An 11,558-nucleotide genomic window follows, 5' to 3' on the forward strand; every position below is an offset into this window, starting at 1 on the left:
TTATCCCACCGATTCTTACCTCGTATCACACAAAACAACATCACGTAAAAACAGTTCACGGGCCAGTAGAGCCTGAAAAAACAGACAGGTACAGGAAAATACAAACATGGTAGATCAGGTCAAAGTCGCGGATGACGCTCAGGCGCCGACCGAGCAGTCGCTGCGGCGTAATTTAACAAACCGCCATATTCAGCTTATTGCCATTGGGGGTGCCATCGGCACCGGCTTGTTCATGGGGTCAGGGAAAACCATCAGCCTTGCGGGGCCGTCCATCATCTTCGTCTACATGATCATCGGCTTTATGCTGTTCTTCGTGATGCGTGCGATGGGCGAGCTGCTGCTATCGAATCTGGAATATAAATCGTTCAGCGATTTTGCCGCAGATTTGCTGGGGCCGTGGGCGGGATATTTCACCGGTTGGACGTATTGGTTCTGCTGGGTGGTGACCGGTATGGCGGACGTCGTGGCGATAACCGCCTACGCCCAGTTCTGGTTCCCCGGGCTTTCCGACTGGGTCGCCTCGCTGGCCGTTGTGCTGGTGCTGCTGAGCCTGAACCTGGCCACCGTGAAAATGTTCGGTGAGATGGAGTTCTGGTTCGCGATGATCAAAATCGTCGCTATTGTGGCGCTGATCGTCATCGGCCTGGTGATGGTGTTGACTAGCTTCCATTCCCCGTCCGGCGTTGAGGCCTCCTTCAACAACCTCTGGAACGATGGCGGCTGGTTCCCGAAAGGCATCAGCGGCTTCTTTGCCGGGTTCCAGATAGCGGTCTTTGCCTTCGTGGGCATTGAGCTGGTGGGCACCACGGCCGCGGAAACCAAAGATCCTGAAAAATCACTGCCGCGGGCGATTAACTCGATCCCGGTGCGTATCATTATGTTCTACGTCTTCTCGCTGATCATCATCATGTCGGTGACGCCGTGGAGCTCCGTGGTGCCGAACAAGAGCCCGTTCGTTGAGCTCTTCATGCTGGTCGGCCTGCCGGCTGCGGCAAGTATCATCAACTTTGTGGTGCTGACTTCTGCGGCTTCCTCCGCGAACAGCGGCGTGTTCTCCACCAGCCGTATGCTGTTCGGCCTGGCGCAGGACGGCGTGGCGCCTAAAGCGTTCGCTAAGCTTTCCAAACGTGCGGTACCGGCGAAAGGGTTAACCTTCTCCTGTATCTGTCTGCTGGGCGGCGTGGTAATGCTTTACGTGAACCCGAACGTGATTGCGGCTTTTACTATGATCACCACGGTTTCCGCGATTCTGTTCATGTTCGTCTGGACCATCATTCTTTGCTCGTATCTGGTGTACCGCAAACAGCGTCCTCATCTGCACGAGAAGTCCATCTATAAGATGCCGCTGGGCAAGCTGATGTGCTGGGTGTGCATGGCGTTCTTCGTCTTTGTGATTGTCCTGCTGACGCTGGAAGATGATACCCGTCAGGCGCTGATCGTGACGCCGCTGTGGTTCATTGTGCTGGGGGCTGGTTGGCTGTTCATCGGTAAGAAACGTCTGGCAAATATCGGTAAGTAAGCGCGCAGTATAAATGTTAAAAAACCTCTCCTTTTCTGGAGAGGTTTTTTTGTAAGGCGAACTACTTATTTTTCCCCGCTCAACGCGCGTGGAAACAGGACGTTATTCTCCAGACTGATGTGGTTCATCAGGTCTTCAATCAGTTCATTAATCCCGTTATACATCGCTTTCCACGTCGTGCAGGCTTCCGGCGGAGGCGTGACGTTATTGGTGGTGTGCTTAATCACCTCCAGCAGTTCGCCCGCATCATCATGCTCGCTTTCCATCACGCTAATCGGGCCGCCGGCCTGAGTGCCCATGCCCTGCTTAATCATTGGGAACAGGATTTGTTCCTCTTTCATCATGTGGCTGCTCAGTTCCTGATGCAGCATGGTGAGGTATTTCGCCAGCCCTTTCGGCACGTTGGGCTTATCGGCATGGACACGCTCGACTTTGGTTGCCTGCAGAATCAGCTCCGGCAACTGCTCACGGTGGCGGTCGTGGAAGCGCACAATAATGTGGTCGATGATTTCTGCCAGCGGCGCAGCGCGCCAGTCTTTTTCTACCGGCTCTTCGGATAATGCGGTCAGCTGAGCTTCGATAGCGTCCAGATCCAATTCCTTACGCGTTGCCGCGCGCAGCAGCGTCTGTTTCCCGCCGCAGCAAAAATCCAAATCCAGTTTACGAAACAGCGCGGAAGCGCGTGGAATAGTCAGCGCCAGTTCACCTAAAGGTTGATCGCGGTAGGCCATAGCTTGATTCCTCATCATGAAATATAAGATGCATTTTAAATGCATCTTTATGTGGGCACTATAACCCTTTCGGGGCAGCGATCATAGCGAGATGTGGATCACAAAAAATGTTTTCTGCTTAACATACTGAATGATTACAAAAAATCCCCAAAAATGGTGGTTTGTTGATGGACGAAGCATAAATAACCATGAGGTACTGCCGATAGTTAGACGTCGGACAATATCTGCATAAGAAAAGGCTATACATGTTTAAAAGAATGAAAGTTATCACCTTACTGGTTACCGTGTTAATTGTGCTGGGGCTCATGCAGCTGCTGTCAGCCACGGTTTTCATCAATGCCCTCAATAACGATAAGAACAACTTCACTGTCTCCCAACTCTCCAGCCAGAACGTGGCTGAATTTACCGATGCCTGGATCGGCCTCAACCAGGCTCGCGTCACGCTGAACCGCGGCATGCTGCGTATTCAGGGCAGCATGGCGAATCAGATCAACGGCGGGCAGCTCCAGGAGTTAGTCGCCACGGCTAATTCACTGCTGGCGGAAGCGCAAAGCCATTTCGAAAAGTATCAGGCGTTACCCGATACCCCAGGTTTACGTCCACACCTGAGCGATGAGCTGGAAGCGCAATACCATAACTACGCTTCAACGCTTGCCAAAATGAACACCTTCCTGGCCGAGGGCAACCTCGAGCAAATGTTCAAGCAGAATGCGGAACAAAAGCAGGTGGTGATGCAGAAGGTCTACCGCGAATGGCGCGATGAGCAGGCCGAGCTGTCCAGCCAGGGCGTGCGCGATAATCAGGCCGACTACCAGCGGATTCTGTGGATCCTCAGCGTCGTCATGCTTGGCGTCATCGGCGTGATTGTGGTGAGCTGGGTCGCGATGCGTCGCGTCCTGCTGATGCCGCTGCGTGAAGTGATGGATCATATTCGTGCCATTGCCGCAGGTGACCTGACCCGGCCTATTGAGGCCGAAGGCAAAAACGAAATGGCCCTGCTGGCTAATAGCGTGAAAGAGATGCAAACCGCCCTGGCAAATACCGTCAGCGTAGTGCGCGACGGGGCCGACACCATTTATACCGGCGCCGGTGAAATCTCTGCCGGCAGCAACGATCTCTCTTCCCGTACCGAACAGCAGGCGGCTTCGCTGGAAGAAACGGCGGCCAGCATGGAACAGCTGACGGCGACGGTGAAGCAAAACGCCGACAACGCACGGCAGGCTTCTCGTCTTGCGCTGGACGCTTCCACGACCGCGAAAAAAGGCGGCAATGTGGTCGAAGGCGTGGTGCGGACGATGGATGAAATTGCCACCAGCTCAAGCAAAATCGCCCAAATCACCAGCGTGATTGACGGTATTGCTTTCCAGACTAACATCCTGGCGCTTAACGCTGCGGTAGAAGCGGCCAGAGCGGGTGAGCAGGGGCGTGGGTTCGCCGTGGTCGCGGGTGAAGTGCGGACGCTTGCCCAGCGCAGTGCCCAGGCGGCAAAAGAGATTAAAGCGCTGATCGATGATTCCGGCGAGCGCGTTAACGCAGGCTCAGATCTGGTGAATGAAGCCGGTAAAACGATGGCGGAAATCGTCAGCGCCGTAACCCGGGTTACCGATATTATGGGTGAAATTGCGTCCGCGTCGGACGAGCAAAGCCGGGGTATCGACCAGGTTGGGCAGGCCGTGGCGGAGATGGACCGCGTGACCCAGCAGAATGCCTCGCTGGTCGAAGAGTCCGCGGCCGCAGCGGCTGCGCTTGAAGAGCAGGCTTCGCGCCTTAATGAAGCGGTAGCGGTGTTTAAAATCAGCCGTCGTGCGCCGAGTCTCGTAAAAGCAGCTCACGTAAAAACGCCGCAATTAAAAGCCAAACAGGTGATGCCGGTTTCGGATGCGAACTGGGAAACCTTCTAAAAAAACCCCGGCGATATTTAGCCGGGACCTTCTTCTTAAGGCCGGGGTAAATCCCGGCTTTTTTATGCCTCGGAAACCTGAACCACCGTTGCTTTCTCCGGTTTGGATCGCACCGCGAGCACCACGCCAATCGTCAGGCACAGCACCCCGCCGAGCGTCAGCAGCGGCGGCCAGCTCTGGCGAATCATAAAGGTGTAAGCCAGGCCGGCTAAGGTCTCAAAGACGATCAGCGGGCCGACAATGACCGTCGGCAGGCGCTGGCAGGCGATGTTCCAGCACAGATTACCCAGCCACGAACAAAGAACGGCAATCGCCAGCATCAGGGTGATAAAGACTTCCGGGCGCGGGCCGAAAGGCAGGGTAAAGCCTGAATCATGACTGCCCATCCAAATGCACACGGCGACATAACCGATAAGCGAGAAGGGCAGCGTGGAAAGCCCCTGAACCGTGGCCCACATCATTGGGTTTTTATCCGGATTTTCCCGAAGCCAGCGGGCATTGCGCAGGGCATACCAGGCCCAACAGGCCACCGAAACAAAGGCCAGCAGAATACCGCTGGCGTAGCGCCACCAGCTGAAATCGGCCTGCTCTCCGCGAAGCTCGGCGGTATTTACCATAATTAACCCGGCGGCAATCACCACCAGCGCCGGGGCAAGGCGTCGCCACGGCAGCTTGCCGTCTCTTTTGCTGTATAGCAGGTTAGCAAAAATGGGGATCACCACCGGCAGCGTGCCGATGATCATCGTCGCGATAGGCGCCCCGGTACGCTGAATGGCGCTTGCCAGGCAGACGTAATAAATCAGGTTCCCGACGCTCGAGAGCTTCAGGGCGGTAAACCAGTCCTGGCGGCTCAGCTCGCGCAGGCGCTTACGCCCAAGCCAGGCAATGGGAATCGCAATCAGCCCAAGGGCCAGATAGCGCCCGGTCGACTGCAGGGCAGCCGGATAGTCCGGGACGATAATTGGCCCTACAAAAATTAATCCCCACATCAGCCCCGCCAGCAGGGCGTACAGCACACCACTTAACATCTTTATTTCCTGCAACAACACAATTTAGCGGCAGTGTAGGGGGATCGTACTGTGGCGTATTGTACCAGGTTGCTGTCTTGTTAGCGGGTGACCTGCTTTTGGTAACGCCCGGGAGTAATGCCATAGCGCTGGGCAAAGGCGCGGGTCAGGTGCGCCTGGTCCGTCAGGCCGCTGGCGGCGGCAACCTGGGCCGCGGGCATGCCGTTAGTGAGGAATTGTTTGGCGTGCCACAGGCGAATCGCCATCAGCATCTGATGCGGAGTGACGTGATAACAGGCTTTGAACTGCCTTTGAAAATGGTAAGGACTAAGGGACACCAGCCCCGATAAATCTTCAAGGGTGATGGTGTGCATATAGTTGTCGTAAAGGTATTCGCGGACGAGGGCGAAGCGGTTCGCCGCCTCGTGAGGCCCTGGAAGATGGCGGGCATAGGGGCGAAATGCCTCAACAAGATTCAGCAACAGCCCCTGCTGAGTGAGCGTATCCTCGGCCTGCCAAAGGCCCGCAATAAATTGCGAAACCTGGCGGGCGCGGGCGGGATCGTGATTCACGGCGGCGTTAAACCACCAGCTTCTCTCCCCGGTCAGCGACTCCAGCAGGTTAGGATCCAGGTAAATCATGCGGTACTGCCAGCCGTCTTCGCTGGCGGCTTCGCCAGTATGCAGCTCATCCGGGTTCATGAGCACCAGCGAGTCCGTGGGGGCAACCAGTTGCTCGCCCCGGTAGCGGAAACGCTCTGCACCCCAGGTGATGGCCCCGATGCCGAAGGCTTCGTGGGTGTGTGGCTCAAAGGCGTACTTCGCAATATGGGCATGATAAAGCTCAACGCCCGGCAACTGCGGCAAATGCCGAAACTGGGCGCTGTCTCTCTCATCGCTAAACTGCTCGGGAACTCCCTGCACGCTTTCTCTCCACGCGGATTCTCCCGTTATTATAGAGATGTCCGCGTACAGGGCTAGTTATTAACCACTTTTTAACAATTAAAGGGCGCTTTTCACGCTGTCGCGAAGCGATGTGGTTGGGCGACCGAGCAGTTTGCTGAGCTGGTGGCTGTCGTCAAAAAGACCACCTTTTTCCGCTCCAGCATCGGAGTTGGCCAGCAGCGCGGCAAAGCCTTCCGGCAGGCCAGCGCCCTGCAGCGCAGCTTTAAAATCGGCCTCATTCAGGTTCTGATAAACCACGGGCTTGCCGCTTTGCTGGCTGACTTCCGCCGCCAGTTCGGTCAGCGTCCAGCCGCGATCTCCCGCCAGCTCATAAACTTTGCCTGCCTGGTTATCCAGCGTCATCACTTTAGCAGCCGCTGCCGCGTAATCAGCCCGCGTTGCAGAGGCGATTTTGCCTTCCCCGGCGCTGCCGATAAACACGCCGTGCTGAATCGCAGGCGGTACGCTGGCCAGGTAGTTTTCGGTATACCAGCCGTTACGCAGCAGCACGAATGGAACGCCGGAGGCTTTGAGCTGCTGCTCCGTGACAATGTGTTCTTCGGCGAGGGCCAGTGGCGATTTGTCGGCATGCAGCAGGCTGGTATAGGCGATGAGTTTCACGCCTGCCTGTTTAGCTGCGGCAATAATATTGTTGTGCTGAGCGGCGCGCTGGCCAACCTCGCTGGAGGAGATCAGCAGCACTTTTTCCACACCTGAGAACGCTTTTGCCAGGGCTGACACATCCCCGTAATCTGCCTCGCGAACCTGTACGCCACGGCTGGCAAAATCGTCAACTTTGGCCGGGTTACGCACAACGGCCACGATCTCTTCGGCTTTCACGGTTTTCAACAAATCTTCAATAACAAGGCGGCCCAACTGGCCGGATGCGCCGGTAATCGCAATCATGATCAATCTCCTGAGTGATGTTTCGAACAAGTTGTGCCACACTAGCACCCTAACTAACTTTTAGTAAGTACGTACAAAAAGGTAAGTGTTAAATGAGTGAAATCATCGAAGCGCCCATGACGCTGAGCGAGCAGCTGCGCAACGGCAATCTGTTTAGCGACAAATGCCCCTCGCGGGATGTGCTGAAACACGTGACCAGCCGCTGGGGTGTCTTAATTTTAGTGGCATTACAGGACGGCACTCATCGTTTTAGCGATTTAAGGCGCAAGATGGGCGGCGTGAGCGAGAAAATGCTGGCGCAGACGCTGCAGTGGCTGGAGGCGGACGGTTTTGTGGATCGCAAATCTTACCCGGTTGTACCGCCGCACGTAGAGTACACGCTGACGCCGATGGGCCACGAAATTGCCGAGAAAGTGGCCGCGCTGGCCGACTGGATCGAGGGGAATTTGCCGCAGGTAATGGCGTCCCGGGAGAAACGGGACGCCTGAGGCACTTACTTGCTTAAATCAAGCTGATAGACAGCAAAACCAATGTCGTCGTTAGCGACTTTTTTCATTGGGTATTGGCCTTTTTCTTTGATAAAGGCGGCGGCTTTGTCGGTCGGCGAGGTTTCAAAGCGGATGTCCAGCGGCTGCTTGCTGGCTATAGGCGCCAGACGCCAGTTGTTGTCCGCCGCAGGATGAATTTCGCCCTGAGCACCGATCCAGTTAGCCAGCACCGAGCGGTTCTCATCCGGGGAAGCAAACGCGATGTGGCTGTCGCCGGTTCCGGCAAACTTGCCGCCGTAAGCGCGGTAGTTATTGGTTGCCACCAGGAAGACGGCATTCGGGTCGATAGGTTTACCCTTGAAGGTGAGGTCTTTGATGCGCTCGGCCTTCGGGTTCACCATCTGGCATTCACCGTCGTAGCGAGCCGGCTGGCTGACGTCTATCTGGTAGTTCACGCCGTCGATGACGTCGAAGTTGTAGGTACGGAAGCCGTCCCAGTTGATCAGTTCCTGAGGCTTAGTGCTGTTCACGTCGATCTGGTTGAACTGCCCGGCGGAACACTCCAGCCACTCTTTAACTTCTTTCCCGGTCGCTTTCACCACCACCAGCGTGTTCGGGTAAAGGTAGAGATCGGCGGCGTTGCGGAAGGTCAGCTGGCCTTTTTCAACTTCAACAAAGCTCGCCGGATCGTTTTTACGCCCGCCCACTTTGAACGGCGCGGCGGCGGAAAGCACCGGCAGATTCGCAAGATCCGGGTCGCCCTGAATGTATTTCTCGACGTAGGCCTTCTGCGCGTTATTCACCACCTGAACGGTGGGATCGTCCTGCACCAGCGCCAGATAGCTGTACATGTTGTCAGCCGATTTACCCACCGGCTTGCTGACAAACTCGCGGGTTGCAGTGTGATCGTGCTCAAGCACTTTCTTCAGGTTCTGATCTTCTGCCGCCAGCGATTTTTTGGCTACGCTGTCATAAATTGGCCGCGCTTCCGCCTTGCTGCTGGTGACCTTCCAACTGCCAGAATCGTTGTTCAGCACCAGATCTACCACGCCGAGGTGGTCGCCCCACATGCCCGGCATCACGGCAGGCACGCCGTTCAGGGTGCCTTTTTCGATATCGGCCCCTTTAATATTGGCAAAGTCTTTTCCAGGGAATACGGCATGGGCATGGCCGAACATAATGGCGTCCACGCCTGGTACCTGGCTGAGGTAATAAACGGAGTTTTCTGCCATCGCCTGATAAGGCTCGCTGGACAGCCCCGAGTGGGCAATCACGACGACTACATCAGCGCCCTGTTGGCGCATTTCCGGCACGTATTTTTTGGCGGTTTCGGTAATGTCGTTCACCGTCACTTTGCCGCTCAGGTTGGCTTTATCCCAGGTCATGATTTGCGGCGGCACGAAGCCGATGTAGCCGATGCGCAGCGTCTGGGTTTTACCGTCTTTGTCTTTGACTTCTGTTTCTTTAATCAGGTACGGCGTGAACATTGGCTTCTGGGTTTTCACGTCGATGATATTGGCGTTCACATACGGGAATTTCGCGCCAGCGAGGGCTTTGTGCAGGAAGTCGAGGCCGTAGTTGAATTCGTGGTTGCCCAGGTTGCCGACCGTATAGTCGAGCGTATTCAGCGCTTTATAAACCGGATGAATTTCCCCGGCTTTAAGCCCTTTTGCGGCCGCGTAATCACCGAGCGGGCTGCCCTGAATAATATCGCCGTTATCCACCAGCACGCTGTTAGTGACTTCACCGCGCGCGGCATTGATCAAACTTGCTGTGCGTACCAGACCGAACTTCTCTGTCGGCGTATCTTTGTAGTAATCGAAGTCCATCATGTTGCTGTGCAGATCGGTCGTTTCCATGATCCGCAGGTCAACGGTGGCCGCATTGACGCTGGCGGCTATCAGCGTCGCCAGAAGCGTTGCGCTAAACTTAATCATGTTTAAATGTCCTTTTTAGAGGTACGCCACAGAGGGCAATGTATATACAGACTGTTGCTTACAATTTTGTGAAGTCTGCCAGAATTTAAGCCCGGTAAACCAGAAATGCTTCACAGATAGCGCATCGTGGTGCAATGAGATATAAGTAAAACAATAAGTTATTCGCTCGATGTAGCGCAGAGACACAACGCGAGGTGGAGAATGTTAGAACAAATTTGCCAGCTGGCCCGCGAGGCCGGGGCCGCTATCATGCAAGTTTATGAGGGAGAGAAACCGCTTCAGGCGACACATAAGCTTGATGACTCTCCGGTAACGGCGGCGGATCTTGCTGCCCACGACATTATTCTGAAAGGGCTGAAAGCGTTGACGCCGGACATCCCTGTGCTGTCAGAAGAAGATCCCCAGTCGTGGGATACCCGCCAAAGCTGGCAGCGCTACTGGCTGGTTGATCCGCTGGACGGTACAAAAGAGTTTCTTAAGCGTAACGGCGAGTTCACCGTGAATATCGCGCTTATTGAAGGTGGAAAAGCGGTGATGGGCGTTGTCTACGCGCCGGTGCTGAAGATTATGTACAGCGCCGCAGAGGGGAAGGCCTGGAAAGAAGAGTGCGGCGTACGCAATCAGATTCATGTGCGGGATGCCCGCCCACCGCGCGTGGTGGTCAGCCGGTCTCATGCCGCCAACGATAGCGAGCTAAAAGAGTATCTCCAGCAGATGGGTGAGCACCAAACCACGGCCATTGGCTCGTCGCTGAAGTTCTGCCTGGTGGCAGACGGTCAGGCCCAGCTCTATCCTCGCTTTGGGCCAACCAATATCTGGGACACCGCAGCAGGGCACGCCGTGGCGGTCGCTGCCGGGGCGCACGTTCATGACTGGCAGGGTAAGCCGCTGGACTATACCCCGCGCGAGTCGTTCCTGAACCCCGGTTTCCGTGTTTCTATTTACTGAGTAACCCTTGCAGCAGGCTAATCACCTGCTGCACTTCCTGCTGGGTTAACGGGCCATCTTTGGCGAACTGAATTCTGCCTTCTTTATCCAGTACCACGATAGCTGAGCCGCCCTGTTGCAGCTGCCACGCTTTCGCCGCTACGCCGTTGCTGTCGACGATAAACTGCGACCACGGAAACTCTTTCTTATTACTTTCGATGCTGCTGCGCACAAACATGCTGGTGCCAACAATTGCGTCGTCGGTGTTCACAATGGTGGTGGTCTGGTACTTATCATGCGGGAATTTTGCCGCTTTGATGGCTTCGACCATGGCCGCATTTTCTTCTTTGGCGCTCGAACGGCCGGCAATATGCTGCAGGACTCTCACTTTCCCAGGCAGCTGCGCGCTATTCCAGTTTTTATAACTAAACTTATTGTTATCCAGCACCAGTTCGCCCTTATCGGTAATGCCAATAGGGGAAACTCGCTGATTATTTTCAAAGTTGTGGGCTGAGGCCATGAGCGGCAGCAGCAGAAGAGACAGCGCCAGCGTTTTGCGCAGGGTCATCGGTGACTCCTTATTGTTGTTAGCAGGTGATCCGACCACTTGGGCCGATGTTTTAAGCATATGTGCTGAATAAGCATCTGTCCCGCAAGCAAAGTGCCAGTTTGCGGGCTGACGCACATAACCCTGAAATTTGAAGGCTTACGCTGCCGTTTTTTACATTTAAAAATATTGTTCTGCAACTTTGTAATCTTTTAGTAAAAAAACTTCTACACACTAGGTGACCTTCGATATCTGGACTATAGTTTTCGAGCACCAAACTTTTTCGCCTCATTTTGTCGGGCCAAATGTAGCTCGCAGAGGCGTTAACATGCAGGAGTAAAGAACAATGAAAATTTTCCAACGTTACAACCCCCTTCAGGTGGCGAAGTACGTGAAGATCCTGTTCCGTGGACGGTTGTATATCAAGGACGTTGGCGCTTTCGAATTTGATAAGGGCAAAATCCTTGTCCCGAAAGTTAAGGATAAGCAGCACTACTCGGTCATGTCCGAGGTCAACCGCCAGGTGATGCGCTTACAGGCGGATATGGGTTAGGCCCAAAAGTTGTAAAAAAAACGGCCCCGAAGGGGCCGTTAGTGTTTATAGACAAAGAGGGAAAAAGCGTGGTTTTTCCCTCTTTGTGGCTATCAGCC

Annotated in this window: 11 protein-coding genes; 5 read left to right on the forward strand and 6 right to left on the reverse strand. The window is 54.9% G+C overall.

Annotation, left to right across the window (positions count from 1 at the left end; all coding sequences use genetic code 11):
* The first annotated feature begins 106 nt into the window (after positions 1 to 106).
* The gene (cycA, locus tag WFK85_RS15495; RefSeq protein WP_039289735.1) at positions 107 to 1,519 is read left to right on the forward strand and encodes a D-serine/D-alanine/glycine transporter; all 1,413 of its coding nucleotides are present in this window, start codon (positions 107 to 109) and stop codon (positions 1,517 to 1,519) included.
* Between the two features lie 65 nt (positions 1,520 to 1,584).
* On the opposite strand, the gene ytfE is transcribed toward cycA, so the two are convergent.
* Complete coding sequence (gene ytfE / locus WFK85_RS15500) at positions 1,585 to 2,250, reverse strand: iron-sulfur cluster repair protein YtfE (protein ID WP_008460417.1); 666 nt, start codon at positions 2,248 to 2,250, stop codon at positions 1,585 to 1,587.
* Positions 2,251 to 2,495: 245 nt separating this feature from the next.
* Between ytfE and WFK85_RS15505 the strand changes: the two genes are divergently transcribed.
* Entirely contained in the window at positions 2,496 to 4,151 is a 1,656-nt protein-coding gene (locus WFK85_RS15505) for a methyl-accepting chemotaxis protein (RefSeq protein WP_166993335.1), read from the forward strand.
* Positions 4,152 to 4,213: 62 nt separating this feature from the next.
* On the opposite strand, the gene WFK85_RS15510 is transcribed toward WFK85_RS15505, so the two are convergent.
* The 3 genes from WFK85_RS15510 to WFK85_RS15520 all read right to left on the reverse strand — a co-directional run bounded on the left by WFK85_RS15510 (position 4,214) and on the right by WFK85_RS15520 (position 7,008).
* Positions 4,214 to 5,179 (reverse strand): DMT family transporter, encoded by a 966-nt coding sequence (locus tag WFK85_RS15510; protein ID WP_008460419.1) that lies wholly within the window; start codon positions 5,177 to 5,179, stop codon positions 4,214 to 4,216.
* Positions 5,180 to 5,259: 80 nt separating this feature from the next.
* Entirely contained in the window at positions 5,260 to 6,081 is an 822-nt protein-coding gene (locus WFK85_RS15515; protein ID WP_166993338.1) for an AraC family ligand binding domain-containing protein, read from the reverse strand.
* Positions 6,082 to 6,159: 78 nt separating this feature from the next.
* Positions 6,160 to 7,008 carry an SDR family oxidoreductase gene (locus WFK85_RS15520; protein ID WP_336708835.1) on the reverse strand — a complete coding sequence of 283 codons (849 nt, stop codon included), beginning with the start codon at positions 7,006 to 7,008 and terminating at the stop codon, positions 6,160 to 6,162.
* A gap of 92 nt (positions 7,009 to 7,100) precedes the next feature.
* On the opposite strand from WFK85_RS15520, the gene WFK85_RS15525 reads away from it, so the two are divergent.
* Positions 7,101 to 7,496, forward strand: coding sequence for a winged helix-turn-helix transcriptional regulator (locus tag WFK85_RS15525; RefSeq protein WP_008460422.1), 396 nt, complete (start codon positions 7,101 to 7,103; stop codon positions 7,494 to 7,496).
* Positions 7,497 to 7,501: 5 nt separating this feature from the next.
* Here WFK85_RS15525 and WFK85_RS15530 read toward each other — a convergent pair whose 3' ends face one another.
* The gene (locus tag WFK85_RS15530) at positions 7,502 to 9,433 is read right to left on the reverse strand and encodes a bifunctional 2',3'-cyclic-nucleotide 2'-phosphodiesterase/3'-nucleotidase (protein ID WP_336708836.1); all 1,932 of its coding nucleotides are present in this window, start codon (positions 9,431 to 9,433) and stop codon (positions 7,502 to 7,504) included.
* 201 nt (positions 9,434 to 9,634) lie between these two features.
* Between WFK85_RS15530 and cysQ the strand changes: the two genes are divergently transcribed.
* The gene (gene cysQ, locus WFK85_RS15535) at positions 9,635 to 10,381 is read left to right on the forward strand and encodes a 3'(2'),5'-bisphosphate nucleotidase CysQ (RefSeq protein WP_008460426.1); all 747 of its coding nucleotides are present in this window, start codon (positions 9,635 to 9,637) and stop codon (positions 10,379 to 10,381) included.
* On the opposite strand, the gene WFK85_RS15540 is transcribed toward cysQ, so the two are convergent.
* Positions 10,371 to 10,928: a YtfJ family protein gene (locus tag WFK85_RS15540; protein ID WP_008460428.1), complete on the reverse strand. Its 558-nt coding sequence runs from the start codon at positions 10,926 to 10,928 to the stop codon at positions 10,371 to 10,373. The two genes, cysQ and WFK85_RS15540, sit on opposite strands and share 11 nt — an antisense overlap.
* 325 nt (positions 10,929 to 11,253) lie before the next feature.
* On the opposite strand from WFK85_RS15540, the gene WFK85_RS15545 reads away from it, so the two are divergent.
* Positions 11,254 to 11,460: a DUF1107 domain-containing protein gene (locus WFK85_RS15545; RefSeq protein ID WP_008460430.1), complete on the forward strand. Its 207-nt coding sequence runs from the start codon at positions 11,254 to 11,256 to the stop codon at positions 11,458 to 11,460.
* The last annotated feature ends 98 nt before the right edge of the window (positions 11,461 to 11,558 follow it).

It is taken from the genome of Cedecea sp. VD22, assembly GCF_037150195.1.
Lineage (GTDB): Bacteria > Pseudomonadota > Gammaproteobacteria > Enterobacterales > Enterobacteriaceae > Cedecea.

What these genes read in the sequence shown, in the direction of transcription:
- cycA (WP_039289735.1), top strand. Translation starts at nt 107, where the DNA reads ATGGTAGATCAGGTCAAAGTCGCGGATGACGCTCAGGCGCCGACCGAG.
- ytfE (WP_008460417.1), bottom strand. Translation starts at nt 2,250, where the DNA reads ATGGCCTACCGCGATCAACCTTTAGGTGAACTGGCGCTGACTATTCCA.
- WFK85_RS15505 (WP_166993335.1), top strand. Translation starts at nt 2,496, where the DNA reads ATGTTTAAAAGAATGAAAGTTATCACCTTACTGGTTACCGTGTTAATT.
- WFK85_RS15510 (WP_008460419.1), bottom strand. Translation starts at nt 5,179, where the DNA reads ATGTTAAGTGGTGTGCTGTACGCCCTGCTGGCGGGGCTGATGTGGGGA.
- WFK85_RS15520 (WP_336708835.1), bottom strand. Translation starts at nt 7,008, where the DNA reads ATGATTGCGATTACCGGCGCATCCGGCCAGTTGGGCCGCCTTGTTATT.
- WFK85_RS15525 (WP_008460422.1), top strand. Translation starts at nt 7,101, where the DNA reads ATGAGTGAAATCATCGAAGCGCCCATGACGCTGAGCGAGCAGCTGCGC.
- WFK85_RS15530 (WP_336708836.1), bottom strand. Translation starts at nt 9,433, where the DNA reads ATGATTAAGTTTAGCGCAACGCTTCTGGCGACGCTGATAGCCGCCAGC.
- cysQ (WP_008460426.1), top strand. Translation starts at nt 9,635, where the DNA reads ATGTTAGAACAAATTTGCCAGCTGGCCCGCGAGGCCGGGGCCGCTATC.
- WFK85_RS15540 (WP_008460428.1), bottom strand. Translation starts at nt 10,928, where the DNA reads ATGACCCTGCGCAAAACGCTGGCGCTGTCTCTTCTGCTGCTGCCGCTC.
- WFK85_RS15545 (WP_008460430.1), top strand. Translation starts at nt 11,254, where the DNA reads ATGAAAATTTTCCAACGTTACAACCCCCTTCAGGTGGCGAAGTACGTG.